The 25,991-nt window shown below is 63.4% G+C and carries 23 protein-coding genes and 1 pseudogene; 18 read left to right on the forward strand and 6 right to left on the reverse strand.

All coding sequences use genetic code 11. From position 1 onward, the window contains the following. Positions 1 to 62: 62 nt before the first annotated feature. Together hutH and hutI are read right to left on the reverse strand one after the other, a co-directional pair. Positions 63 to 1,598, reverse strand: coding sequence for a histidine ammonia-lyase (gene hutH, locus Mame_RS06305; protein WP_018065185.1), 1,536 nt, complete (start codon positions 1,596 to 1,598; stop codon positions 63 to 65). After that, the gene (hutI, locus tag Mame_RS06310) at positions 1,595 to 2,809 is read right to left on the reverse strand and encodes an imidazolonepropionase (protein WP_018065186.1); all 1,215 of its coding nucleotides are present in this window, start codon (positions 2,807 to 2,809) and stop codon (positions 1,595 to 1,597) included. Before hutI ends, hutH begins: the two co-directional genes overlap by 4 nt. Positions 2,810 to 2,891: 82 nt before the next feature. On the opposite strand from hutI, the gene Mame_RS06315 reads away from it, so the two are divergent. The 5 genes from Mame_RS06315 (at position 2,892) to hutC (ending at position 7,879) form a co-directional block, all read left to right on the forward strand. Next, complete coding sequence (locus Mame_RS06315) at positions 2,892 to 4,244, forward strand: formimidoylglutamate deiminase (RefSeq protein ID WP_018065187.1); 1,353 nt, start codon at positions 2,892 to 2,894, stop codon at positions 4,242 to 4,244. A 160-nt stretch (positions 4,245 to 4,404) separates the two neighbouring features. Continuing rightward, positions 4,405 to 5,349, forward strand: coding sequence for an ABC transporter substrate-binding protein (locus tag Mame_RS06320; RefSeq protein ID WP_018065188.1), 945 nt, complete (start codon positions 4,405 to 4,407; stop codon positions 5,347 to 5,349). Between the two features lie 234 nt (positions 5,350 to 5,583). Beyond that, entirely contained in the window at positions 5,584 to 6,357 is a 774-nt protein-coding gene (locus tag Mame_RS06325) for an ABC transporter permease (RefSeq protein WP_018065189.1), read from the forward strand. Continuing rightward, positions 6,354 to 7,145 (forward strand): ABC transporter ATP-binding protein, encoded by a 792-nt coding sequence (locus tag Mame_RS06330; RefSeq protein WP_018065190.1) that lies wholly within the window; start codon positions 6,354 to 6,356, stop codon positions 7,143 to 7,145. Before Mame_RS06325 ends, Mame_RS06330 begins: the two co-directional genes overlap by 4 nt. A 2-nt stretch (positions 7,146 to 7,147) precedes the next feature. Continuing rightward, positions 7,148 to 7,879, forward strand: coding sequence for a histidine utilization repressor (gene hutC / locus Mame_RS06335; protein WP_018065191.1), 732 nt, complete (start codon positions 7,148 to 7,150; stop codon positions 7,877 to 7,879). Positions 7,880 to 7,908: 29 nt separating this feature from the next. Here hutC and Mame_RS06340 read toward each other — a convergent pair whose 3' ends face one another. The 4 genes from Mame_RS06340 to mepA all read right to left on the reverse strand — a co-directional run bounded on the left by Mame_RS06340 (position 7,909) and on the right by mepA (position 11,695). Beyond that, positions 7,909 to 8,544 carry a 2,3-bisphosphoglycerate-dependent phosphoglycerate mutase gene (locus Mame_RS06340; RefSeq protein WP_018065192.1) on the reverse strand — a complete coding sequence of 212 codons (636 nt, stop codon included), beginning with the start codon at positions 8,542 to 8,544 and terminating at the stop codon, positions 7,909 to 7,911. 19 nt (positions 8,545 to 8,563) lie between these two features. After that, entirely contained in the window at positions 8,564 to 9,385 is an 822-nt protein-coding gene (gene dapB / locus Mame_RS06345) for a 4-hydroxy-tetrahydrodipicolinate reductase (protein ID WP_026173543.1), read from the reverse strand. A 135-nt stretch (positions 9,386 to 9,520) separates the two neighbouring features. Beyond that, complete coding sequence (locus Mame_RS06350; RefSeq protein ID WP_018065194.1) at positions 9,521 to 10,543, reverse strand: glucokinase; 1,023 nt, start codon at positions 10,541 to 10,543, stop codon at positions 9,521 to 9,523. A 135-nt stretch (positions 10,544 to 10,678) separates the two neighbouring features. Continuing rightward, positions 10,679 to 11,695, reverse strand: coding sequence for a penicillin-insensitive murein endopeptidase (gene mepA, locus Mame_RS06355; protein WP_018065195.1), 1,017 nt, complete (start codon positions 11,693 to 11,695; stop codon positions 10,679 to 10,681). 158 nt (positions 11,696 to 11,853) lie between these two features. Here mepA and Mame_RS06360 point away from each other — a divergent pair, with 158 nt between their 5' ends. From Mame_RS06360 to Mame_RS06420, 13 genes and pseudogenes are all read left to right on the forward strand, one after another. Then, positions 11,854 to 13,683, forward strand: coding sequence for an extracellular solute-binding protein (locus tag Mame_RS06360; RefSeq protein WP_018065196.1), 1,830 nt, complete (start codon positions 11,854 to 11,856; stop codon positions 13,681 to 13,683). A 241-nt stretch (positions 13,684 to 13,924) separates the two neighbouring features. Next, on the forward strand, positions 13,925 to 15,022 hold the full coding sequence (locus Mame_RS06365; RefSeq protein ID WP_018065197.1) for a microcin C ABC transporter permease YejB: 1,098 nt from the start codon (positions 13,925 to 13,927) through the stop codon (positions 15,020 to 15,022). Between the two features lies 1 nt (position 15,023). Then, entirely contained in the window at positions 15,024 to 16,166 is a 1,143-nt protein-coding gene (locus Mame_RS06370) for an ABC transporter permease (protein WP_018065198.1), read from the forward strand. Then, entirely contained in the window at positions 16,163 to 17,782 is a 1,620-nt protein-coding gene (locus tag Mame_RS06375; RefSeq protein WP_018065199.1) for an ABC transporter ATP-binding protein, read from the forward strand. The genes Mame_RS06370 and Mame_RS06375 overlap by 4 nt, the downstream gene beginning before the upstream one ends. A 156-nt stretch (positions 17,783 to 17,938) precedes the next feature. Then, on the forward strand, positions 17,939 to 19,234 hold the full coding sequence (gene urtA, locus Mame_RS06380; protein WP_018065200.1) for an urea ABC transporter substrate-binding protein: 1,296 nt from the start codon (positions 17,939 to 17,941) through the stop codon (positions 19,232 to 19,234). Between the two features lie 92 nt (positions 19,235 to 19,326). Continuing rightward, complete coding sequence (gene urtB / locus Mame_RS06385) at positions 19,327 to 20,967, forward strand: urea ABC transporter permease subunit UrtB (RefSeq protein WP_079920710.1); 1,641 nt, start codon at positions 19,327 to 19,329, stop codon at positions 20,965 to 20,967. Then, positions 20,964 to 22,035, forward strand: a pseudogene (urtC, locus tag Mame_RS06390) (urea ABC transporter permease subunit UrtC); the annotation flags it as partial. The gene urtB and the pseudogene urtC, both read left to right, overlap by 4 nt. Before the next feature lie 100 nt (positions 22,036 to 22,135). Then, positions 22,136 to 22,894: an urea ABC transporter ATP-binding protein UrtD gene (gene urtD / locus Mame_RS06395; protein ID WP_018065203.1), complete on the forward strand. Its 759-nt coding sequence runs from the start codon at positions 22,136 to 22,138 to the stop codon at positions 22,892 to 22,894. 255 nt (positions 22,895 to 23,149) lie between these two features. Next, positions 23,150 to 23,845: an urea ABC transporter ATP-binding subunit UrtE gene (gene urtE, locus Mame_RS06400; protein ID WP_018065204.1), complete on the forward strand. Its 696-nt coding sequence runs from the start codon at positions 23,150 to 23,152 to the stop codon at positions 23,843 to 23,845. 286 nt (positions 23,846 to 24,131) lie between these two features. After that, on the forward strand, positions 24,132 to 24,971 hold the full coding sequence (locus Mame_RS06405) for an urease accessory protein UreD (protein WP_018065205.1): 840 nt from the start codon (positions 24,132 to 24,134) through the stop codon (positions 24,969 to 24,971). A gap of 24 nt (positions 24,972 to 24,995) precedes the next feature. Continuing rightward, positions 24,996 to 25,298, forward strand: coding sequence for an urease subunit gamma (locus Mame_RS06410; RefSeq protein ID WP_018065206.1), 303 nt, complete (start codon positions 24,996 to 24,998; stop codon positions 25,296 to 25,298). A 10-nt stretch (positions 25,299 to 25,308) separates the two neighbouring features. Then, on the forward strand, positions 25,309 to 25,614 hold the full coding sequence (locus Mame_RS06415; RefSeq protein ID WP_018065207.1) for an urease subunit beta: 306 nt from the start codon (positions 25,309 to 25,311) through the stop codon (positions 25,612 to 25,614). 2 nt (positions 25,615 to 25,616) lie between these two features. Next, entirely contained in the window at positions 25,617 to 25,973 is a 357-nt protein-coding gene (locus tag Mame_RS06420) for a GFA family protein (protein ID WP_018065208.1), read from the forward strand. The last annotated feature ends 18 nt before the right edge of the window (positions 25,974 to 25,991 follow it).

The raw sequence follows: 25,991 nt of genomic DNA on the forward strand, positions 1-25,991 counted from the left end.
GCCGGGTGAGGGGCGGAACCCCGGCGTGAGCGAGATTGCCCCTTTCCTTTCCACAAGCGCCATCAAATCTTCAACCCCGGCAATACCCCCGCTCCGACCGCATCGACCAGCACCCCATCACGCACCGCCACCGCAGCCTTTTCGAGATCGCCGGCCATATAGCGGTCGTCTTCGAGCGTCGGCACCAATTCTCGGAAGGCTGAAATGACCCGCTGCAGAGCCGGGCTTGTGACAAGCGGCGCACGCAGTTCCACGCCCTGTATGCTGCAGAGCGCTTCGATGCCGACAATGCTCGCAAGGTTCTCGGTCATCGCCAGCAGCCGCCGCGCGCCGTGGCAGGCCATCGACACATGGTCTTCCTGATTGGCCGAGGTCGGGGTGGAATCAACGGAGGCCGGATGCGCCATCTGTTTGTTTTCGCTCATCAGCGCGGCGGACGTAACCTCCGCGATCATCAGACCGGAATTGAGCCCCGGCTTTTTCGACAGGAAGGCCGGCAGGCCGAAGGAGAGCGCCGGGTCGACCAGAAGCGCGATCCGCCGCTGGGCAATCGCGCCGATCTCGCAGATGGCAATGGCAATCTGGTCGGCAGCGAAGGCGACCGGCTCCGCATGGAAATTGCCGCCGGAGACGACGCTGTCGTCGGAGAGCACCAGCGGATTGTCGGTGGCGGCATTGGCCTCGATTTCCAGCGTGCGGCCGGCTTGGCGCAGCAGATCGAGGCAGGCGCCATCGACCTGCGGCTGGCAGCGAATGCAGTACGGATCCTGCACCCGCTCATCACCCTCGATATGCGAGACGCGGATTTCCGAGCCTTCGAGCAGCGCCCTGAGACTCGCCGCCGCGTCGATCTGGCCCTGATGGCCACGCAGCGTGTGGATATCGGGATGGAACGGCGCCGGCGAGCCCATGGCCGCATCGGTTGAGAGCGCGCCGGTGACCAAGGCGGTTTGCGCGCAGCGGAAGGCACGGAACAGGCCGGCAAGCGCCAGCGCCGTCGACACCTGCGTGCCGTTGATCAGCGCAAGCCCCTCCTTGGCGGCAAGCCGAACGGGCGTGAGGCCGGCTTTTTCCAGCGCGTCTCGACCGGAAACCCGCTCGCCGGCGAAGAAGGCTTCGCCCTCGCCCATCATCACGGCGGCCATATGGGCCAGCGGGGCGAGATCGCCGGAGGCACCCACGGACCCTTTTTCGGGAATCACGGGGATGACGCCCTTTGCCAGCATGCCCTCGATCAGCCGCACCAGTTCGAGCCGCACGCCGGAAGCGCCGCGCCCGAGCGAAATCAGTTTCAGCGCCATGATCAGCCGCACGACGCTGCCATCGAGCGGCGCGCCGACGCCGCAGCAATGCGACAGGATGAGATTGCGCTGCAGGGTCGCGGTATCGGCGGCATCGATCTTGATCGAGGCGAGTTTGCCGAAGCCGGTATTGATGCCGTAGACGGGTGCATTGCCGGCCGCGATCGCGGCAATGCGGGCGGCGGCCTTCTCGATCGCTGCATCGCAGGCGGGATCCAGCCGCACGGCATCACCGCCGCGGTAGATTGTTTCCAGCGTGGCCAGCGTCACGCTGCCGGGGGTGAGAACAAGCGTCATCGCGTCACCTCGTGGCCGGCGACATAAAGCCGGGAAAGCGGATTGAAGCCGATGCGATAGACGAGTTCGGCGGGCGCCTCGACGTCCCAGATCGCGATATCTGCGGCCTTGCCGGCTTCCAGTGTGCCGGTCTCATCCGCAAGGCCGAGCGCGCGCGCCGCGTTCGCCGTGATGCCGGTAAGGCATTCGGCGACCGTCATGCCGAACAGCGTCGCGCCCATGTTCATCGTTAGAAGCAGCGAGGTCAGCGGCGAGGTGCCGGGATTGCAATCGGTCGCAAGCGCGAGCGGCACGCCCGCCGCGCGCAGCGCCGCCATCGGCGGATGCTGCTTTTCCTTCAGCGTGTAGAAGGCGCCGGGCAGCAGCACGGCAACGGAGCCAGCGGACGCCATCGCCTTTGCGCCGGCCTCATCGAGATATTCGAGATGGTCGGCGGACAGCGCGCCATAGGAGGCGGCCATCGCCGCGCCGCCGAGATTGGAAAGCTGCTCGGCATGGAGTTTTACCGGCAGGTCAAGCGCCTGCGCCTTGTCGAAGACCGGCCGCAGTTCATCCGGCGAGAAGGCAATGCCCTCGCAGAAGGCGTCAACCGCATCGACCAGACTTTGCGCGTGGGCAATCTCGAGGCCGGCGACTGCCACCTCTTCGATATAGGCGGCGTTGCGGCCCTTATATTCCGGCGGGGTGGCATGGGCGGCGAGCCAGGTGGTCTTCACCCGGACGGGGCGCAGCGTGGCAAGGCGTCGCGCCGCGCGCAACATCTTCAGCTCGGTCTCGATGTTGAGGCCATAGCCGGACTTGATCTCGATGGTGGCGACGCCTTCCGCGAGCAGTGCATCCAGGCGCGGCAGCGCGGCAGCGACCAGTTCATCCTCGGAAAGCGCATTGGTCACCGTCACCGTGGAGACGATGCCGCCGCCGGCGCGGGCGATCTCCTCATAGGACGCGCCTTCGAGCCGCATCTCGAATTCCTTCGCGCGGCTGCCGCCATAAACGATGTGGGTATGGCAATCGATCAGCGCCGGGGTTACCAGCCGGCCGCCGCAATCGACCTTTTCGAAACCGGCGCAGCGTTCCGGCAGACCTGCCTCGGGACCGGCATGGACGATGCGGCCATCCTCTATGGCAAGCACGCCTTCGACAATGTCCGTGCCGCCAATCATGGACGCGATACGGGCGTTGATGAAAAGTTTGGGCGAAGCTGAAGCCATCCCTTTCCCCTTGTTGTCTTTGGTTGGATATTATGTATATACATAACACAATCACGCGCAAGAATAAAATGGGGCTCACCGCATGGCATCTCACCTCTTCGCCGAAAACATCCTGACGCCCGAGGGCTGGCGCGCCAATGCGCGGCTCGCCATCGAAGGCGGCCGCATCGCCGGCCTTGCCTTCGAACAGACGCCTGAACCGGGCGACGAGCGCCACGGCATCATCGTGCCCGCCGTCGCGAACGTTCATTCCCACGCCTTCCAGCGCGCCATGGCCGGCCTTGCCGAGCGCCGAGGCCCCGCCAGCGACAATTTCTGGAGCTGGCGCGAGGTGATGTACCGCTTCACCTTCGCGATCGAGCCGGACGAGGCGGAGGCGATCGCAGCCCAGCTCTATATGGAAATGATGGAGGCCGGGTTTGCCCGCGTCGGCGAGTTCCATTACCTCCACAATGACAAGGACGGCAGTCTCTACGGCAATATCGGCGAGATGGCGGAACGCATCGCGGCGGCCGCCGGCGAAACAGGCATCGGCCTCACCCTCCTGCCGGTTTTTTACGCCCATTCCGATTTCGGCGGCGCGGAACCGAACAATGGCCAGCGCCGCTTCATCCACGATCGCGACAGTTTTTCCCGCCTGATGGAGGCGTCCGCAAAGGTCGTCTCCGGCCTCGATCACGCCGTCCTCGGCGTTGCTCCGCACTCGCTGCGCGCCGTCACCCCGGAAGAGCTCGCATTTGCCGCAAGCCTGGCCGACGGCCCGGTGCACATGCATATCTCCGAGCAGACGAAGGAAGTCGATGACTGCCTTGCCTGGAGCGGCAAGCGCCCGGTGGAGTGGCTTCTGGAAAACACCCGCGTCGACGGCCGCTGGTGCCTGATCCACGCCACGCATATGACCGACGCGGAAGCCGAAGGCCTCGCGCGATCCGGTGCGATCGCCGGCCTCTGCCCGGTCACGGAAGCCAATCTCGGCGATGGCATCTTCCCGGCAAGTCGGTTTCTGGCCTCAGGCGGCGCCTTCGGCGTCGGCTCGGATTCAAACGTGCTGATCGGCCTTGCCGATGAGTTGCGCCAGCTCGAATATGCCCAGCGCCTCGGCGAACGCGCCCGCAACGTCATCGCCGAGCCCGGCGGCACCACCGGCCGCCGCCTGTTCGACGGCGCGCTTGCCGGCGGGGCCCAGGCGATGGGCATCGAAGCCGGCATTGCCGACGGCAGGCCTGCAAGCTTCTTCTCCCTCGACAACAGCGCCGCCCCCTGGCTCACCGAAGATCAGGCTCTCGACGGCTTCATCTTCGCCGGCCAGGTAAAGCCCGATTGCGTCTGGGCCAATGGCGTCAAACAGGTCGAAGCCGGTCGGCATGTCAGGCGCGCGGCGATCGAGGCGCGGTTCCGCAAGGCAATGACGGCGCTGATGGCGCGGAGCGGCTGAGCCTGACAGGGAAAGCGCGGATCCGGCGCCGCACCAAAATATCGGTCGAGGCAGGGCAGCGCTTCTCCTGTTGTTATGTCTAGACAACAAAATCGATTCCCGTCTAGACTGGTCCCCTCGCAACAAGGGCCAAGACGCCCGTACAAAAGGGGATCATCAGATGAAATGGCTTGCAGCAACCGCCATCGCTGCCATGGCGCTTTCCACCTCCGTATATGCGCAGGAAACCAAGGTCGCCGTCGGCCTTTCCGGCTGGACCGGCTTTGCGCCGCTTACGCTCGCCAAGGAAGCGGGCATTTTTGAAAAGAACGGGCTCGATGTCGAACTGGTGAAGATTCCGCAGGCGAGCCGCCATCTGGCGCTGGCCTCCGGCGACATCCAGTGCGCGGCGACCACGGTCGAGACCTGGATCGTCTGGGCTGCCGCCGGGGTTCCGACGACGCAGATCTTCCAGCTCGACAAGTCCCACGGCGCCGATGGCATGGTTGTGCGCAACGAGATCGAATCGATCGCCGATCTGAAGGGCAAGACCGTCGCGGCCTCCGCACCCGGCACCTCGCCCTATTTCTATCTCGCCTGGATCCTCAAGGAAAACGGCATGACAATGGACGACGTCAAGGTCGTCAACCTCGAACCGGGCCCGGCCGCCCAGGCCTTCATCGCCGGCCAGAACGATGCGGCGATGACCTATGAACCCTATCTCTCGTCGGTGCGCGAGGCGCCCGACGCTGGCAAGATCATTGCCACCACGCTCGATTATCCGGCGGTCATGGACACGTTCGGCTGCACGCCTGCCTTTCTTGAGGAGAACCCGGACGCTGCCAAGGCGCTTGCCACCTCCTATTACGAGGCGCTGGACATGATCGCGGCCGAGCCCGAAAAATCCTATGAGATCATGGGCGCTGACGTGAACCAGTCGGGCGAACAGTTCGCCGGCTCGGCGCAGTATCTCGAATGGCAGGACCGCGATGCGGCGATCGCCTTCTTCGGCGGCGAGTTCAACGATTTCTCCGCCGATGCCGCGCAATTGCTGCTCGATGCCGGCGTGATCCGCGAAATCCCGGATCTTTCGAACCTCGCCGATCCGTCGTTTATCCAGGAATAGACTGGCCGCATAGCCCCCGATCAATCTCCCCCCTTGAGGGGGAGATGTCGCGAAAGCGACAGAGAGGGGTAATGGGCATAAGCCGCATACTCCGAATTCGCAGAGAGGGTTCACCCCTCTCTGCCCCTGTCGGGGCATCTCCCCCTCAAGGGGGGAGATTGTCGGGAGTGCGTGGCGATGTCATTTTAACAAAACCACCACCGCATTCCTTCGCCACCCAAACACGGAGACCCGATGAAACCGCTTGAGCCTATCAGCCCGAAGCTCAGATTGTCGCTTGGCATCCTGTTCTTCGTGATCTTTTTTGCCGGCTGGTCGTTCGCGACCTTTGGCGGTTTCGTGTCGAAGACGTTTCTGGCCGATCCGATCACCATGATGAAAGACGGCTGGTGGCTCTTGTCGAAGCGCGGCTTCCTCGGCGATATCGGCATCACCGTCTGGCGCGTGGTCGGCGGTTTTGTGCTGGCTTCCGTCATTGCCGTGCCGGTCGGCATCGCCATGGGGGCCTACAAGCCGATCGAGGCGCTGCTCGAGCCATTCGTCTCGTTTGCCCGCTACCTGCCGGCCTCGGCCTTCGTGCCGCTCCTGATCCTGTGGGCCGGCATCGGCGAAATGCAGAAACTGCTGGTGATCTTCATCGGCGCGGTGTTTCAGATCATCCTGATGGTCGCGGTCTATGTCGCCAATACCAGGCGCGATCTGGTCGAGGCGGCGTATACGCTGGGCGCGTCCGACCGTGGCATCGTCCGGCGCGTGCTGCTGCCTGCTTCGGCCCCCGATATCGCCGAGACGCTGCGGCTCGTGCTCGGCTGGGCCTGGACCTATGTGATCGTCGCCGAGCTGATCGGCGCCTCGTCCGGCATCGGCTACATGATCATCAATTCGCAGGCGCTGATGGCGACCGGGCAGATCATCTTCGGCATCATCGTCATCGGCGTGATCGGCCTTATCTCGGACTTTGCCTTCAAGCTGGCGAACCGCCATCTCTTCGCCTGGAGGTTCGCATGAGCGCGCCGGAACTCGAAGTCAAAGGCGTGTCGCGGGTCTTTCCCGGGCGGCGGGGCGCTAAGCCGGTGCAGGCGCTGTCGCCGACGGACCTGACGCTTGAAAAGAACGATTTCGTCACCATCCTCGGCCCGTCCGGCTGCGGCAAGTCGACACTTCTGCGCATCGTCGCCGGTCTCGACAGGCCGACCACCGGGGCCGTCTATCTGGAAGGCAGGGAGATCAAGGGGCCGGGCGCCGATCGCGGCATGGTGTTCCAGTCCTATACGCTGTTTCCATGGCTGACGATCCGCGAGAATGTCGGCTTCGGCCTGCGCGAAAAGGGCATGAAGGCATCGGCCATCAAGGAGACGGTCGATCTCTATCTCGATCGCGTCGGCCTTTCCGCCTTTGCCGAACATTGGCCGAAGCAGCTTTCGGGCGGCATGCAGCAGCGGACCGCGATCGCCCGCGCGCTCGCCAACGACCCGAAGATCCTGCTTCTCGACGAGCCGTTCGGCGCGCTCGATAACCAGACCCGCGGGCTGATGCAGGAACTTCTGCTCGGCATCTGGGAGCGGGAGAAGAAGACGGTGATCTTTGTCACCCACGATATCGAGGAGGCGGTGTTCATGGCCTCGCGCGTCGTCACCATGTCGGCGCGGCCGGGGCGGATTTCGTCGATCACCCCCGTCGATTTTCCACATCCGCGCGATTATCGCCTGAAGGCCGATCCGGAATTCGCGAAGCTCCGGATGCAGCTCACCGAGGAAATCCGCGCCGAGGTGATTGCCGCGGCGAGCCGGGGCTGAGAATGGCCGAGGAAAGCCGTCCGCTGGCGCTGCATGCCCGCATCGAACGTGAGGTCGAGGATCGTATCCTCTCCGGGGAATGGCCGCCCGGCACACGCATCCCGTTCGAGCACGAGTTGACGGCGCATTACGGCTGCTCGCGCATGACGGTCAACAAGGCGCTGTCGCAGCTCGTGAAGAAGGGGCTGATCGAGCGACGGCGCAAATCGGGCTCCTATGTCCGCCAGCCGGAAGTGCTGTCCGCCGTCATGGAAATCCACCAGCTCGAGCGCGAGGTGCGCGCGCTTGGCCTTGCCTATGCCTTCCGGCTGATCGAGGCCACGGAGCGCAGCGCGGGCGAGGCCGATCGCAAGCGGCTCCTGCTGTCGGCGCCGGCGGCGGTGATGCATATCCGCGGCATCCACAGCGCCGGCAGCCGCCCCTTCTGTCTCGAAGATCGCCTGATCAGCCTTGAGGAAGTGCCGCAGGCGCGGGCGGCGGATTTTTCGAAGTATCCGCCTGGCTCCTGGCTCTTGGAGCAGGTGCCGTGGAGCGCCGCCGAACATCGCATCAATGCCGTCGGCGCGGGCCGAGCCGAGGCCGAGCTGCTCGATCTGCGCGAAGGCGCGCCCTGCCTGGTGATTGCCCGGCGGACATGGAATGCCAGCGGGTCGATCACCCAGGTCAACCTTACCTATCCCGGCGACATGCACACGCTCGTCGCCGAGTTTTCGCCATCGGGCAGGGCGGGGTAGGCCCGAACGGGGGAAGCGGCGACCGCTTCTCAGTGCGCGGACGACATGTCGCCCAGCACGGCCTTGTCGGCGACCGTGGAATCCGGGTTGAGCGTGTAGACGATGGGAACGCCGGTCGCGAGGTTGAGCTTCAGGATTTCCTCCTTGCTCATCCTGTCGAGGATCATGATCAGCGCGCGCAGCGAATTCCCGTGGGCTGCGACCAGCACCTTTTCGCCCCTGAGCACGCGCGGCAGGATGTCGGTCAGGTAATAGGGCCAGACCCGCGCGCCAGTGTCCTTCAGGCTCTCGCCGCCGGGCGGCGGCACGTCATAGGACCGGCGCCAGATATGGACCTGTTCCTCGCCCCATTTCTTGCGGGCGTCGTCCTTGTTGAGGCCGGCGAGATCGCCATAGTCGCGCTCGTTGATCGCCTCGTCCTTGACGGTCTCGAGGTCGGATTGTCCGATCTCGTCAAGAATGATCTGGCAGGTGTTTTGGGCGCGGATGAGGTTCGAGGTGAAGGCGATGTCGAACTTGATTCCGGTTTCGGCCAGCGCCTTGGCGCCGGCAAGGGCCTCGGCCCTTCCCTGATCGGTGAGATCAGGATCCTTCCAGCCGGTGAAAAGGTTCTTCAGGTTCCATTCGCTTTGGCCGTGACGGACCAGAACCAGCGTTCCGCTCATAAGATCAAATCCTTCGTTGCTATTTGGAAAGCCCGAGCACGTCGAGCATGGAATAAAGTCCGGGTTTCTGGTCGCGCGCCCATAGCGCCGCCGCGACCGCGCCGCGGGCGAAGATGCTGCGGTCGGTGGCCTTGTGCGTCAGGCTCACGGTCTCGCCCTCGCCGGCCAGCAGCACGGAATGCTCGCCGACCACCGAGCCGCCGCGCAGCGTGGCAAAGCCGATCGTGCCTTCTTCGCGCGCGCCGGTATGGCCGTCGCGCACCTTCACGGCCTTGTCCTTCAGCGAGACGCCGCGCCCTTCGGCGGCGGCCTCGCCCAGAAGCAGCGCGGTGCCGGAGGGGGCATCGACCTTGTGGCGGTGGTGCATTTCCAGCACCTCGATATCCCAGCCCCTGGCCGACAAGGCTGCTGCAGCCTCTTTCACCAGAACACCGAGAAGATTGACGCCGAGGCTCATATTGCCGGATTTGACGATCCGGGCGTGGCGGCTTGCCGCCTTCACTTTGGCCTCGTCCTCCTCCGACATGCCGGTGGTGCCGATGACATGGACGATGCGCGCCTGGGCGGCCAGCTCTGCATATTCGACGGAGGCGGCAGGCACGGTAAAGTCGAGCACGCCATCGGCATCGACAAAGGCCTTCAGCGGATCGTCGGTGATCGCGACGCCAAGCTCGCCGACGCCGGCAAGAACGCCGGCATCCTTGCCAAGCGCCGGACTGTCGGGCCGGTCGATCGCGGCGTGCAGCACGGCGCCTTCGGTCTCGCAGATGACGCGGATGAGGGTCTGGCCCATCCGTCCGCTGGCGCCCACGACGACGAGCTTCATTGCCGGAGAATTCATACGTCTTCCTGGTATTTTCGATTTACGGCGACCCCGCCGCAGGTGAATGCTGCGGGGCAGGCAGACCTTATTGCAAGCTTCCCGTGAAGGAAAGATCGGCAGAGGGGAAATCGCTCTGATTGCTTTGCTTGCGCCTCAAACCCGCCAGCGGCGGCCGTCGAGGGCGAGGCCGAAGCGGGTGGGGGTGCGGGCGAAGCTGGAAAGGCCAGCAAGGGCTGCCAGCGGATGGGTCACGACATAGGTCGGAATCGCTTCCAGAAGCTTGGTGTGCGGGGCCTTGTCCTCGAAGGCGGCGCGGAATTCCGGCTTTTTCAGCGCCGGCAGGATTTTCTGCGAGATGCCGCCGGCGAGATAGACGCCGCCGCGCGCCATGAACACCATGGCCATGTCGCCGGCGAGGCGGCCGAGATAGGTGGCAAACAGCGTGAGGGTTTCGACCGCTTGGCGGTCGGTGCCGTCAAGCCCGTGCTGGCTGACATCCTTTGGCTCATACGGTTTCGGCGCGATGCCGTCGGCGGCGCAGATGGCGTTATAGAGGTTCACCATGCCGCGGCCGCACAGGATCTGCTCGGCCGCCACCCGGCCCTCGATCGTCTTGATATGGGGGAAAACCTCGTAGTCGCGCGCGGTGCGCGGGCCGACATCGATATGTCCGCCCTCGCCGGGAACCGGTATCCAGCGCTCCTCGGCATGAACGAGGCCGGCGACCCCGAGACCGGTGCCGGGGCCGAGCACGACCCGCGAGGCGAGCATCTTGTCCGGCCGGTCGCCGATCGGCTCGCGAAACTCGTCCGGCATGTTGGCGATCGCCAGCGCCTGGGCCTCGAAATCATTGATGACGATGACGTCGACAAGGCCAAGATGGGCGATCATGTCGCGCGGCTTCACCACCCAGTCGCAATTGGTCAGCGGAATCTCATCGCCCCGGATCGGGCCGGCGACCGCGAGGATCGCGCTTCGCGGCTGCAGCGAGGACTTGTCCATCACCGCCGCCTGGATCGCGTCGCCGATCGTGGCGAAATCGGCGGTGTGGACGATAGGGAAGTCGCGCGGCTCGGCATAGGGATCGACCACCAACGAAAACCGGGCGTTGGTGCCGCCGATATCGCCGATCAGGATGGGGAAGGCTAGCGGTTGGTCGAGCGGAATTCTGGCCATGGTGTTTCCCGTTATGTGAGGCGTTGCGCCTGTGCTTCCGTGCAATCCCGGACGGCGAGCCGTTATCCACCTCGACTGAGAGGCCCGGCTTTTCGGATTTCCTACATCAGTTCAAATCGGTTTGGAAGGGTCGGTTCACCCTCTTGGTCTCTGTGTCGGCACGGGGCCGATCTCGGGCCATGGCGCGAGCGGCGGCAGCGGGATTGCCGGCGTCAGCGCGGCCTGCGGCAGTTCGGCTGGTGCCGGCGCATCGAGCACGGCCGTGCAGGCCGCCGGTAGGTCGGACATGATGGTGTAGCTCGGCCGGGTCGGTTTCGGCGGCGGCTTTGCGGGTTCTTCGGGCGGTTTTTCAGGCTTTGCGGGCGCCCAGGGTTCGTCGGAAAGCCACCAGGCGAGGTTCGCGCCGCAGCCGTCATCCGCCATGTCCACCCGGTTCTGCGGGTCGCAGTCGGGTGAGCCGGGGCGGCAGAACAGGCGGATGTGGAAATGGTAGTGATGGCCGTAATAGGGCCGCACCTTGGCAAGGTTTGCGCGTTCCCCCTTCCAGTCGTCGCAGAGCGCCTTCTTGATGCCGGGATGGACGAAGATGCGCTGCACCTCCGGATAGCTCGCCGCCCGCATGATCAGGCGCTCGTGGGCCGGGGTGAATTTCTCCGGATCGACGAACAGCGTGCCGTCGTTCTTCAGCACGGATTGAGCGGAGATGTCTTCCCGTTCGCGTAGCGTCAGTCGCCGGTCGGGCATCGGGTTCAGCCAGATATCGGCGTCGAGCCCCACCTGATGCGAGGCGTGGCCGGAGAGCATCGGTCCGCCGCGCGGCTGGGAGATATCGCCGACCAGCAGCCCCGGCCAGCCATCATATTGCGCGGCCTCGCGCGACAGTTTCTTGATCAGCGCGATGGTATCGGGGTGGCCGAAGCGGCGGTTGCGCGAAAGCCGCATCGCCTGCCATGTCGGCCCGTCGATCGGCAGCGCCTCGGCGCCGGCGAGGCAGCCCTTGGAATAAAAGCCGATCGATTGCGGCTCACCGGCGGTCGGCGCGGCTTCCGACGCGAACAGCACCTTGGCGGGCGGCGGGAAATCCTCGGCAATAGCGGAAGATGCCGCCATCGCAAGGGCGAGGACCGCGGACAGGGCTTTGATCCACCGCATGCTGTTGCTCCCTCCATGCCGCGCGTTCCGGCCGAAACGACAGGCGCAAAACCCGCTGCCACCATGTTTTCACGAAATGGCCACTTGTGCACCCATGCCGATATTTGCTTATTCTTGTTGCTGAAACGAGAAAAGCAAGCACGCAGAAGGCAAAAACCATGTGGATAAAGGCTGCTCGGGCGATCGTGATCGCAGTCGCGGGGCTTTCGGCCCCCGCTGTTCTGGCTGAGGACAATGGCGGCGGCGACTGGCATTATGCCACGGCGCTGACCGGGAGCCCGCAATACGCGCAGGATTTCGCGCATTTCGACTACGCCAATCCGGATGCGCCGAAGGGCGGCGAGCTGAAGCTTTCGGCGACCGGCACCTTCGATTCGCTCAATCCCGTGCCCTATGGCGGCAACAAGGCGATCGGTCTCGGACTGGTGTTCGAAACGCTGATGACGTCTTCGGAAGACGAGATCAACGCGATGTACGGCCTTCTGGCCGAAGGTTTCCGCTACCCCGAGGACCTGTCCTCGGTCACCTACAGGCTGAATCCGGAAGCGAAATTTTCCGACGGCGAGCCGGTGACGCCGGAAGACGTCGTGTTCTCCTTCGACAGCTTCAAGGCGCTGAACGCCCAATATGCGAATTACTACCGCCATGTGACCAGCGCCGAGGCGACCGGCGAGCGCGAGGTAACGTTCCATTTCGACGAAACCGGAAACCGCGAACTGCCGCAGATCGTCGGCCAGCTTCTCGTCCTGCCCAAACACTGGTTCGAGGATGAGGATGGCACTGTCGTCCACGATATCTCGGCAAGCACGCTGGAAAAGATTGTGGGCTCGGGCCCCTATGTGGTCGACACCGTCAATCCGGGCTCGTCGATCACCTATCGCCTGAACGACGATTATTGGGGCAGGGACCTCAACGTCAACGTCGGGCGCAACAATTTCGGCACGGTGAAATATCTCTACTTCGCCGATCTCGACGTCGCCTTCGAGGCCTTCCGCGCCGGCACCTTCGATTTCTGGGTCGAGACCCGGGCCAAGCGCTGGGCGACCGGCTATAATTTCCCGGCGGTGAAGGACGGTGACGTCACCCGCGAGGCGGTGCCCAATCCGCTGCGCACCGCCGGCATCATGCAGGCTCTGGTGCCCAACAACCGCCGCGCGCCGTTCGATGACAAGCGGGTGCGCGAGGCGCTGATCTACGCCTTCGATTTCGAGACGATCAACAAGAACCAGTTGAGCGACGCCTATGCGCGCGACAATTCCTTCTGGTTCGGAACCGATCTGGCCTCATCCGGCCTGCCCAAGGGCGAGGAATTGCAGATCCTCGATTCCGTGCGCGATCTCGTGCCGCCGGACGTGTTCAACAAGGCCAACAAGCTGCCGGTGGGCGGCACGCAGGAGGAGGCGCGCGCCAACTTGCAAAAGGCTTTCGAGCTTCTGAGAGAGGCCGGATTTGAAAGACAGGGCGGCAAGCTGGTCAACAGCGAGACCGGCGAACCCTTCGCCTTCGAAATCCTGCTTGATAATCCCACCCTTCAGGTCGTCGTGTTGCCCTATGTCGAAAACCTGCGCAAGCTCGGCATCGACGCGACGGTCCGCGTTGTCGACACCTCGCAATACCAGAACCGGGTGAATGACTTCGACTATGACATGATCTGGGAACTCTGGGCGCAGTCGCTGAGCCCGGGCAACGAGCAGTTCAATTACTGGGGTTCGCAATCGGCCGACCAGCCGGGCTCGGAAAACTATGCCGGCATTTCCGACCCCGGCGTCGACGCGCTGATCCAGAAAATCGTGTTCGCCGATGACCGCGACACGCTGGTCGCCGCCACCAAGGCGCTCGACCGGGTGCTGCTCGCCAATGACTATATCATCCCGCTCTACTATTCGCGCGACTACCGCATCGCCTACTGGAACAGGATCACCCACGGCGAATTCCCCGAATACGGCCTCGACTTCCCCGCCGGCTGGTGGTCGACGGAGGCGGAATGAGGGTGCGGTTTGGCGGCGGCGTAGTGGATTTTTTGCGCAAGAACATCCAAGACCTCCAAACAATCTCCCCCCTTGAGGGGGAGATGTCGCGAACGCGACAGAGAGGGGTAATGGGCATAAGCCGCTCGCTCCGAATTTGCCGAAACGGTTCACCCCTCTCTGCCCCTGTCGGGGCATCTCCCCCTCAAGGGGGGAGATTGAGGGGGGCTATGCGGTCAGGCTCTGTCAGAGGACACGCCTGATGGGCTCCTATATCCTTCGCCGCATCCTCCTGATGATCCCGACGCTGATCGGGATCATGACGATTTCCTTCGTCATCGTGCAGTTCGCGCCGGGTGGGCCGGTGGAGCAGGTGATTGCCGAGATCAACGGCCAGGGCGGCGGCGCGGAAAGCCGGATTTCCGGCGGCTCGGATGCCGGCATGTCGATGGACAGTTTCGACAGCGCGTCCTCCTCCAGCTATCGCGGCGCACAAGGGCTCGATCCGCAACTGATCGCCGATCTCGAGCGCCAGTTCGGCTTCGACAAGCCGCCGCTGACCCGCTATCTGCTGATGATGCGGGATTTCGCGACCTTCAATTTCGGCGACAGTTTCTTCCGCAATTCCTCGGTGATCGACCTCATCATCGACAAGCTGCCGGTGTCGATCTCGCTCGGCGTGTGGGTGCTGATCCTGTCCTACGGCATCTCGATCCCGCTCGGCATCCGAAAGGCGGTGAAGGACGGCTCGCGCTTCGATGTCTGGACCTCTGGCGTGATCGTGATCGGCTACGCCATTCCGGGCTTCCTGCTCGGCATCCTGCTGATCATCCTGTTCGCCGGCGGCTCTTTCTTCGACTGGTTTCCGCTGCGCGGCCTTGTCTCGGACAATTTTTCGCAACTGCCCTTGTGGCAGAAGCCCCTCGACTATTTCTGGCACCTGGCCCTGCCGCTGATCGCGCTGTCGGTGTCGTCCTTCGCGACGACCACGCTTTTGACCAAGAACTCGTTCATCGACGAGATCGGCAAGCAATATGTCGTCACCGCGCGCGCCAAGGGGCTGACCGAGAACAAGGTGCTCTACGGCCACGTGTTCCGCAACGCGATGCTGATCGTGATTGCCGGCTTCCCGGGCTCGTTCATCCTGGCTTTCTTCACCGGCTCGCTTCTGATCGAGAACGTGTTCTCGCTCGATGGTCTCGGCCGGCTCGGCTATCTCTCGCTGGTCAATCGCGATTATCCGGTGGTGTTTGCCACGCTCTACATCTTCTCGCTTCTCGGCCTCGTGATCGGGCTCGTCTCCGACCTGATCTACACCTGGATCGATCCGCGCATCGATTTCGAAAAGAGGGATGTGTGAGATGAGCGAACTCGCATCCCCCGATGTGGCGGCGAACGTGCCGAAATCCGGCATCCTGTCGCCGATGAATGCAAGACGCTGGCAGAACTTCAAGGCGAACCGGCGCGGCTTCTGGTCGCTGTGGATTTTCCTGTTCCTGTTCATCATCAGTCTCGGCGCGGAATTCGTCGCCAACGACAAGCCGCTGATCGCCTCCTACCGCGGCGAGATCCTGTTTCCGGTGCTGGTCGATTATCCTGAGGAGAAGTTCGGCGGCTTTCTCGCCGTCACCGATTACCGCTCCGGTTTTATTCAGGATGAGATCGAGTCCAATGGCTGGATGATCTGGCCGCCAGTGCGATATTCCTACCGCACCATCAACGCCAATGTACCCTATTCCGCGCCGACGCCGCCCTTCTGGCTGATGAGCAAGGAGGAGCGCTGCGCCGGCTATCCGCAGGGCGTGGACGATCCGGGCTGCGTGCTCGGCAACATGAACTGGCTCGGTACCGACGACCTAGCGCGTGACGTGCTGGCCCGGGTGATCTACGGTTTCCGGATCTCGGTGCTGTTCGGCCTGCTGCTCACCGGCTTTTCCGCCGTCATCGGCGTCAGCGCGGGCGCAGTTCAGGGCTATTTCGGCGGCTGGGTCGATCTTTTGATGCAGCGCTTCATCGAAATCTGGTCGTCGCTGCCGACGCTCTACATTCTGCTGATCATCGCCGCGATCCTGCCGCCCGGATTCTGGGTGCTGCTCGGCGTGATGCTGGTGTTCTCCTGGGTCAGTTTCGTGGCGGTGGTGCGCGCGGAATTTCTCAGGGCGCGCAATTTCGAATATGTCCGCGCCGCCCGCGCGCTCGGCGTCGGCAATGGCACGATCATGTTCCGCCATCTGCTGCCGAACGCCATGGTGGCGACGCTGACCTTCGTGCCGTTCATCCTGTCGGGCGCGATCGTGACGCTGACCTCGCTCGATTTCCTGGGCTTCGGCATGCCGCCGGGCTCGCCCTCGCTCGGCGAACTGGTCAACCAGGGCAAGAGCAATCTGCAGGCCCCCTGGCTCGGCATCACCGCATTCATGACGCTGTCCATCATGCTGTCGCTGCTGGTGTTCGTCGGCGAGGCGGTGCGCGATGCCTTTGATCCGAGGAAGACGTTCCAATGACAAAGACGCCTCTCCTTTCCGTCAAGGACCTTTCCGTCGCCTTCCGCCAGGGCGGGGCAGACAACCTTGCCGTCGACCGGGTGTCCTTCGATATCATGCCGGGCGAGGTGGTGGCGCTGGTGGGCGAATCGGGCTCCGGCAAGTCCGTGACCGCCGCCTCCGTGCTGCGATTGCTGCCCTATCCGGCGGCAAGCCACCCGAACGGAGAAATCCTGTTCGAGGGTCGTGACCTCCTGAAGGCCGATGACCGAACGCTGCGCGAAGTGCGCGGCGGCGATATAACACAGATCTTCCAGGAGCCGATGACCTCGCTCAACCCGCTCCACACGGTCGAGCGGCAGGTTGGCGAAACGCTGGCGCTGCATGCCGGGCTGACCGGGGCCGCCGCGCGCAAGCGGATATTGGAGCTGTTGAACGAAGTCGGCATTCGCGAGGCGGAAAAACGTCTCGGGGCCTTCCCGCACGAGCTATCCGGGGGCCAACGTCAGCGCGTGATGATCGCGATGGCGCTCGCCAACCGTCCGAAACTCCTGATCGCCGACGAGCCTACGACCGCGCTCGATGTCACCGTGCAGGCGCAGATATTGAAACTGCTGAAATCGCTGCAGCGCGACCACGGCATGTCGATGCTGTTCATCACCCATGATCTCGGCATCGTCCGCAAATTCGCCGACCGGGTCTGCGTCATGACCAAGGGCAAGATCGTCGAGCATGGCCCCGTCGCCGAGATATTTGACGATCCGCAGCATGATTACACCAAGCACCTGCTGGCCGCCGAGCCGAAGGGCACGCCGCCGGCGCATGATCCCGCGCGCGAGGTGGTGATGGAGGCGGACAATCTGAAGGTCTGGTTTCCGGTCAAGGTCGGCCTGCTGCGCAAGACCGTCGATCACGTCAAGGCCGTCAACGGCATCTCGCTGAAGCTGAGGGCCGGCGAGACGCTTGGCGTCGTCGGCGAGAGCGGGTCGGGCAAGACCACGCTTGGACTGGCGCTGACGCGGATGATTTCGTCGGAAGGCCGCATCGCCTTTATCGGCAAGGACATCGATGCCTACAGTTTCAAGGCGATGAAGCCGCTGCGCGAGCAGATGCAGATCGTATTTCAGGACCCCTACGGCTCGCTCTCCCCGCGCATGTCGATCGGCGAGATCATCGCCGAGGGGCTGAAGATCCACGAGCGCGGCCTTTCCGCCGCCGAACGGGAGGCCCGCGTCGGCGCGGCGCTGGAGGAGGTCGGCCTCGATGCCGCCACCCGCTGGCGCTACCCGCATGAGTTTTCCGGCGGCCAGCGCCAGCGCGTGGCGATCGCCCGCGCCATGGTGCTGAAACCCCGCTTCGTGATGCTGGACGAACCGACCTCGGCGCTCGACATGAGCGTGCAGGCGCAGGTGGTCGACCTGCTTTCCGCGCTGCAGAAGAAGCATAATCTCGCCTATCTGTTCATCAGCCACGACCTGAAGGTGGTGCGGGCGCTGGCGAACGAGATCATCGTCATGCGGCTTGGCGAGGTGGTGGAGCGTGGCCCCGCCAAGGACGTGTTCGAGAACCCGCAGGCAGACTACACCAGGGCGCTGCTCGCCGCCGCCTTCGATATCGAGCCGGTCGAGGCGGATTGACAGTTTCTGCCCACCGTCGCCTTTCCCCCTGGACTACGTCAAATGACGTATGTGGGGTTTTCCCGCCCTCAACGATAGTTGGTCGAGGCGCCGTTCTCGCGGCGTCGCGAAATCCAAAGCCATTCAGGCGATAGTCGTTGAGGGGAACTACGAACGATGAATTTCACAAAGGGATTGACCAGCGCCGCCCTTCTGGCCGCGCTCACCACCGCCGGCATTGGCGGCATGGCTTATGCCCAGGAAGACACGATCAAGGTCGGCATTCTGCATTCGCTGTCCGGCACGATGGCGATTTCGGAAACCACGCTGAAAGACGCCATGCTGATGCTGATCGAACAGCAGAACGAGAAGGGCGGTCTTCTCGGCAAGCAGCTCGAGGCGGTTGTCGTCGACCCGGCCTCGGACTGGCCGCTCTTCGCCGAAAAGGCGCGCGAGCTGATCGAGGGCGACAATGTCGCCGCCGTGTTCGGCTGCTGGACCTCGGTGTCGCGCAAATCCGTTCTGCCGGTGTTCGAGGAACTCGACAACATCCTGTTCTACCCCGTCCAGTATGAGGGCGAGGAAAGCCAGCGTAACGTGTTCTACACGGGTGCGGCGCCCAACCAGCAGGCGATCCCCGCCGTCGATTATCTGATGGAGAATGACGGCGTCGAGCGCTGGGTTCTGGCTGGCACCGACTATGTCTATCCGCGCACCACCAACAAGATCCTCGAAGCCTATCTCAAGGATCACGGCGTTGCCGAAGAAGACATCATGATCAACTACACGCCGTTCGGCTTCTCCGACTGGCAGACGATCGTGTCCGACATCAAGAATTTCGGTTCCGAAGGCAAGAAGACCGCCGTCGTCTCCACCATCAATGGTGACGCCAACGTGCCGTTCTACAAGGAACTCGCCAATCAGGGCATTTCGGCTTCCGATATTCCGGTTGTCGCCTTTTCGGTCGGCGAGGAAGAGCTTGCCGGTCTCGACACCGCGCCGCTGGTCGGTCATCTCGCCGCCTGGAACTACTTCCAGTCCGTCGACACCGATGCGAATTACGACTTCATCGACGCCTGGCACGCCTTCACCGGCGATGACGCCCGCGTGACCAACGACCCGATGGAAGCCCATTACATCGGCTTCAACATGTGGGTGAAGGCGGTCGAAAAGGCCGGCACCACCGATCCGGATGCCGTGATCGACGCGCTGATCGGCGTTTCGGTTCCGAACCTTTCAGGCGGCTATTCCGCGATGATGCCGAACCACCACATCACCAAGCCGGTTCTGATCGGCGAAATCCAGGACGATGGCCAGTTCGACATCGTCTACGAAACGCCCGGCCTCGTCGCCGGCGATGCATGGTCCGACTTCCTGCCGGACTCGAAGAACCTGATTGCCGACTGGCGCGCTCCGATGTCGTGCGGCAACTTCAATGTCGAGACCGGCAAATGCGGCGGTATGGCTGAATAATCCAGGCTCGACGCCGGGCGCGGTCAACGCGATCGCGCCCGGTTAACAGGGGGGCGGCCGGATATTTCGAGGGCCGTCAATTGGGGGCGCATATGTCCAAAATATTCCAGATGCACTGTTTCAGAGCATTCGTTTTAGTAGCCATTTTGTTTCTGACATATGCGCCCTCGTCTTCTTTTGCCCAGACCGACCTTGCCAGCACGATCGACCGGTTCGGTTCCTCCCGCGGCTTCGGCCAGACCGAAACCCTGGTCAACGAACTGGCCGCCACCGGCGATGATGCCGCCGTGCCCGCCCTGAAGGCGCTTGCCGCCGGCGATCTCTACACCCGCAAGAGCGATGGCAAGGTGTTCATCACCCGCAAGGGCTCTTCCAGCCGCGACCTTCTGTTGATCGATCCGGTGACCGGCGAGGAGGCTGGCGAACTTTCCAAACGCGACCTCGACAAGGTCAAGGTCAACAATAATCTGCGCTCCACAATCGACGCGGCGCTGGCCGGCATGACGCTGATGAGCCCCAATCGCGGCACAAGGCTTTCCGCCGCGCAGTCGCTGCTGAAGGCGCCGAGCGAGGACAATCTGATCCTGATCGAGCAGGCGCTCGAAAAGGAAGAGGATGGCGAGATCGCCGCGGTTCTGGCGCAGGCGCGCGCCGTCTCGGTGCTGAATTCCGACCGTAGCCCGGATGAGAAAGCAGAAGCCATTTCCGACATCGCCGATATCGGCGGACGCGAAGCAATCTCGATCCTGCTCTCGGCCCGTTCCAGCGTCGGCCCTGACCTCCAGGACGAGATCGACGCGGCGCAGGCGAAGATCGAAAAACGGCTCGCCTTCTGGGATCTCGGCCAGAATGTCTGGTACGGGCTGTCGCTCGGTTCCGTGCTGCTTCTGGCGGCGATCGGGCTTGCGATCACCTTCGGCGTCATGGGCGTCATCAACATGGCCCATGGGGAGATGGTGATGATCGGGGCTTATTGCACCTTCATGGTGCAGCAGATTATCCGCACCGCCTATCCGCATCTGTTCGACTGGTCGCTGGCGATCGCGCTGCCGGTCGCCTTCATCGTCACCGCCGCCGTCGGCCTTGTGATCGAGCGTGGCGTGATCCGCTTTCTCTATGGCCGGCCGCTGGAAACGCTGCTGGCCACCTGGGGCGTGTCGCTGATCCTGCAGCAGGCGGTGCGCACCATTTTCGGCCCCACCAATCGCGAGGTCGGCAATCCGTCCTGGATGTCCGGTTCCTTCGATCTCGGCGGGCTTATGATCACCTGGTCGAGGCTTTGGATCGTGCTGTTCTCGCTCGCGGTGTTCGCCGCCCTTCTGCTGCTGATGAAGCGCTCGGCCTTCGGCCTGCAGATGCGCGCCGTCACCCAGAATCGCCGCATGGCGGCTTCCATGGGCATCCGCACGCCCTGGGTCGATGCCTTCACATTTGCGCTTGGTTCGGGCGTTGCCGGCCTTGCCGGCGTGGCGCTGTCGCAGATCGACAATGTCTCGCCCAATCTCGGCCAGTCCTACATCATCGACAGTTTCATGGTCGTGGTGTTCGGGGGCGTCGGCAATCTCTGGGGCACGTTTGTCGGCGCGTTCTCGCTCGGCATTCTCAACAAGTTCCTGGAGCCCTATGCCGGCGCGGTGCTCGGCAAGATCCTGGTGCTGGTCTTCATCATCCTGTTCATCCAGAAACGGCCGCGCGGGCTGTTCGCACTCAAGGGAAGGGCGGTGGAAGCATGATCACGGCCTATCTTTTCCGCTCGCTCGACCGCAAGGTCTCGATCGCGATCATCGTCCTCTTCGCCATCGCGTTGCTGGTGCCGTTCGCGAACCTCATCATCCCGGCCGACAGCGCCTTTCACCTGCCGACCTATCTGGTCTCACTGTTCGGCAAATATCTCTGCTATGCGCTGCTCGCGCTGTCGCTCGATCTGGTCTGGGGGTTCTGCGGCATTCTCTCGCTTGGCCATGGCGCCTTCTTCGCGCTCGGCGGTTATGCCATGGGTATGTATCTGATGCGCCAGATCGGACCGCGCGGGGTCTATGGCGATCCGATCCTGCCGGATTTCATGGTGTTTTTGAACTACAAGGCTCTGCCCTGGTTCTGGCATGGCTTCGACATGTTCTGGTTCGCCATGGCGATGGTGCTGCTGGTTCCCGGCGCGCTCGCCTTCGTGTTCGGCTGGTTCGCCTTTCGCTCGCGCGTTAACGGCGTCTATCTCTCGATCATCACCCAGGCGATGACCTATGCGCTGCTGCTCGCCTTCTTCCGCAACGATATGGGCTTTGGCGGCAATAACGGGCTGACGGATTTCAAGGACATTCTCGGCTTCTCCGTGCAGGCCGACGGCACCCGCGCCGCGCTGTTTGCCGCCTCCGCGCTGTTTCTGGCGCTCGGCCTGTTCCTCGCCTCGGCGATCGTGCGCTCCAAGGCCGGCAAGGTGCTGGTGGGCGTCCGCGATGCCGAAAGCCGGGTGCGCTTCCTCGGCTACCGGGTGGAAAACTACAAGTTGTTCACCTTTGTCGCCTCCGCCATGATGGCGGGCGTTGCCGGCGCGCTCTACGTGCCGCAGGTCGGCATCATCAATCCGGGTGAATTCGCACCCGCGAACTCCATCGAAGTGGTGATCTGGACGGCGGTCGGCGGCCGGGCGACGCTGATCGGGCCGATCATCGGCGCGATCCTCGTCAATGGCGGCAAGACCATCTTCACCGGCCTGTTCCCCGCCTTCTGGCTGTTCGCGCTCGGCGGCCTGTTCGTCGCCGTGACCCTGTTCCTGCCCAAGGGCATCGTCGGAACGCTTGCGCCGCGGTTTTCGAAAAAGCCAGGCCCTGACGCCAGGGAGCGGATCGAGCACGCGGAAGAGGCCGAAGCCGGGATCGACGGCATTGCAGAGGAGCCTGCCCGATGAGCTCCCATGAAAAGCGCGCCAAGAGCCTGCTCTACCTCGACAATGTCTCGGTTTCGTTCGACGGCTTCAAGGCGCTGAACAGCCTGTCCTTCGTCATCGATCCCGGTGAGTTGCGCGCGGTGATCGGTCCGAACGGCGCGGGCAAGACCACGATGATGGACATCATCACCGGCAAGACGCGGCCGGACGAGGGCGAGGTGTTCTTCTCCGACACGATCGATCTGACGCGCCGCGACGAGGCCGATATCGCCCAGCTCGGCATCGGCCGCAAGTTCCAGAAGCCGACCGTGTTCGAAAGCCATACCGTTTGGGACAATCTGGAGCTGGCGCTGAACCGCAAGCGCGGCGTGTTCTCGACCCTGTTCTACAGCCTGACCGGCGAAGACCGCGACCGCATCGAGGAAATCCTCGAGACGATCCGCATGACGGCGCGTCGCGACGAGCTTGCCGCAAACCTCTCCCACGGCCAGAAGCAATGGCTGGAGATCGGCATGCTTCTGGCGCAGGAGCCGAAACTTCTGCTTGTCGATGAACCCGTCGCCGGCATGACCGATGCCGAAACCGTGGAAACCGCCCGCCTGTTGCGCGAGATCGCAAAGACCCGCGCCGTCGTCGTCGTCGAACACGACATGGGCTTCGTCCGCGACCTCGGCGTCAAGGTCACCTGCCTCGCCGAAGGCTCCGTCCTCGCCGAAGGCTCGATCGACTTCGTGTCGAACGACCCGAAGGTGATCGAGAATTATCTGGGGAGGTGAGGGGATGGTTGTAGCACTGACGCAGCGTCGACCCCCAAAAATCTCCCCCCTTGAGGGGGAGATGCCCCGACAGGGGCGGAGAGGGGTGAACCCTCTCGACAGTTTCGGAGCTCGCGGCGTCTGCCCGATACCCCTCTCTGTCGCTTTCGCGACATCTCCCCCTCAAGGGGGGAGATTGAGGCTGGCAGGCCTCGCCTCTCCACGCGCTCAGGCAAGGGCGGCTGGCCCTGACCTCCGTCGAAAGGGCACCCCACCATGCTGACCATTGAAAACGTCAACCTCCACTATGGCGCCGCGCAGGCGCTCAGGAATGTCTCGCTGACGGCCGAGATGGGCAGGATCACCTGCGTCTTGGGGCGTAATGGCGTTGGCAAGTCGTCATTGCTCAGGGCCGTCACCGGGCAGCATCCGATTTCGGGCGGTACGATCAGTTTCGGCGGTGACAAGCTTGACGGGCTTGCGCCCTATGGCCGGGCCAAGCGCGGCGTCGGCTATGTGCCGCAGGGTCGGGAAATTTTTCCGTTGCTGACCGTGCGGGAAAATCTCGAGACCGGATTTGCGCCGCTGCCACGCAACGACCGCAACATTCCCGACGAGATCTTCTCGCTGTTTCCGGTGCTGCAGACCATGCTTTCGCGGCGCGGCGGCGATTTGTCCGGCGGCCAGCAGCAGCAACTCGCCATCGGCCGCGCCATGGTCACCCGGCCGAAAATCCTGGTGCTGGACGAGCCGACCGAGGGCATCCAGCCCTCGATCATCAAGGATATCGGCCGCGCCATCCGCTATCTGCGTGACAGCACCGGCATGGCGATCCTGCTGGTGGAACAATATCTCGATTTCTGCCGGGAACTCGCCGACAAGGTCTATATCATGGATCGCGGCGTGATCGTGCATGAGGGTGAAGCCGAAACGCTCGACACGCCCGAAGCGCGCCGTCATCTGACGGTGTGATGCTTCGACGCGCATAATGAGGAGAATTTGTGCGCTTTTGAGGGAGCGACAGACGAGGTTCTTGCGTTTAACTTTTTATCGGGGCGCGGCGAGACGGAGTGAATTCTGAAATCTCTCGCCCGGCCCGTCGATGCGGCATGAAACTTGCGTTTAGCCGTTCGACAGCATCACGATAAAAAGGAAAAGCGATGGGCTGGAAGCATCAATTGCGCGGGCGGGCCGCAGGATCGGCGAGTGCGCGCGCCGGTCAGGTCGCAGTCGGGTCAGCGTGTCCCTGGGAGGGGCCATGGGCGGCGGGATGGAACTGTTGACGCCGGGCCTCACCGTGGGGCCGCAGCGGACATCCGGCACGGGCCGGGTGAGCGCCAAATCGGCCGGTGGCAAGACGCGTCTTGATGTCTTCTATCAGGAGGGTGCGGCCAAGATCCGCATTCCCGAAAGCTTCGACGGCGCGATGGAGGCGGTGCTGATCAACACCTCCGGCGGGTTGACCGGCGGCGACCGGCTGCAATGGGAACTGGAGGCCGGTGATGGCACGGCGCTGACGGCGACCACCCAGGCCTGCGAGAAAATCTACCGCTCCGACAGCGGACCGGCGGCGATCGATACCGAGATCAGGGTCGGCGACAATGCCCGGTTCGACTGGCTGCCGCAGGAAACGATCCTGTTCGACGACGCCTCGCTCAACCGCAGGCTCGACGTCGATCTGGCCGAGACCGCCGAGTTCCTGGCGATCGAGGCCGTGCTGCTCGGCCGCAAGGCCATGGGCGAGGCGGTGCGCTGCGGCAATTTCCGCGATCGCTGGCGGGTGCGCCGTTCGGGCACGCTGATCCATGCCGAGGATGTGCGCATGACCGGCGATATCGAGAACCTGGTGGCGCAGACGGCGGTGCTCGGCGGCGATGTCGCCTTCGCCACGCTGCTCTATTGCGGCCCCCGCGCGGAGGCGCTGATGCCGAAAGTGCGCGAGGCACTGGGCGAGGCTTCCGCCGGCGCCAGCGAGTGGAACGGCAAGCTCGTCGCCCGCATTGTCGCTGCTGATGGCTATAGTTTGCGAAAAAGCCTGATTCCCGCACTCAAGGTCTTGCGGGACGGGCAGAATCTGCCGAAAGTCTGGCATCTGTAAGTTGTGAAAGGGTGAGAAAACCGCATGAACCTGACGCCGCGTGAAAAGGACAAATTGCTGGTTTCCATGGCCGCCATGGTCGCGCGCCGACGGCTGGAACGGGGCGTCAAGCTCAACCACCCGGAGGCGATCGCGCTGATCACCGATTTCGTGGTCGAGGGCGCCCGCGACGGCCGACCTGTCGCCGAACTGATGGAGGCCGGCGCCCATGTGATCACCCGCGACCAGGTGATGGAGGGCATCCCCGAAATGATCCACGATATCCAGGTGGAAGCCACCTTCCCCGACGGCACCAAGCTGGTGACCGTGCATGAGCCGATCAGGTGAGGAGAACAAGATGATCCCGGGTGAACTGATCGCCGCAGAAGGCGAGATTGAAATCAATGCCGGCCTGCCGACCGTGACGCTGACTGTCGCCAATACCGGCGACCGGCCGGTGCAGGTCGGCAGCCATTATCATTTCTTCGAGGCCAATCCAGCCCTTGCCTTCGAGCGGGAGAAGGCGCGCGGCATGCGGCTTGATATCGCGGCCGGCACGGCGGTGCGTTTCGAGCCCGGCCAGACCCGCGACGTGACGCTGGTGCCTTATGGCGGCGAGCGCACGGTTTACGGATTCCGGCAGGAAATCATGGGGAAGCTCTGACAATGGCCGTTCAACATTATCACGGAAGCTGCCAGTGCGGCGCGGTGGACTTCGATGTTGATATCGAACTCGGCCACACCGTCACCTGCAATTGCTCGCGCTGCAAGCGTCTCGGTTCGGTACTGGCGTTTGCGCCGCGTGAAAACTTCACTCTGAACAGCGGCGAGGACAGCCTCACCGAATACCTGTTCAACAAGCACCAGATCCATCATCTGTTCTGCAAGACCTGCGGCATCGAGAGCTTTGCCTATGCCGCCGGCCCCGACGGGGCCGACATGGTCGCGGTCAACGCCAATTGCCTCGACGGCGTCGATCCCCGCAGCCTCAGCTCGCAGCATTACGACGGCGCCGCCGTATAACGCTTTCCGTCCCAGGAG

Source organism: Martelella mediterranea DSM 17316, assembly GCF_002043005.1.
GTDB classification, from domain to species: domain Bacteria; phylum Pseudomonadota; class Alphaproteobacteria; order Rhizobiales; family Rhizobiaceae; genus Martelella; species Martelella mediterranea.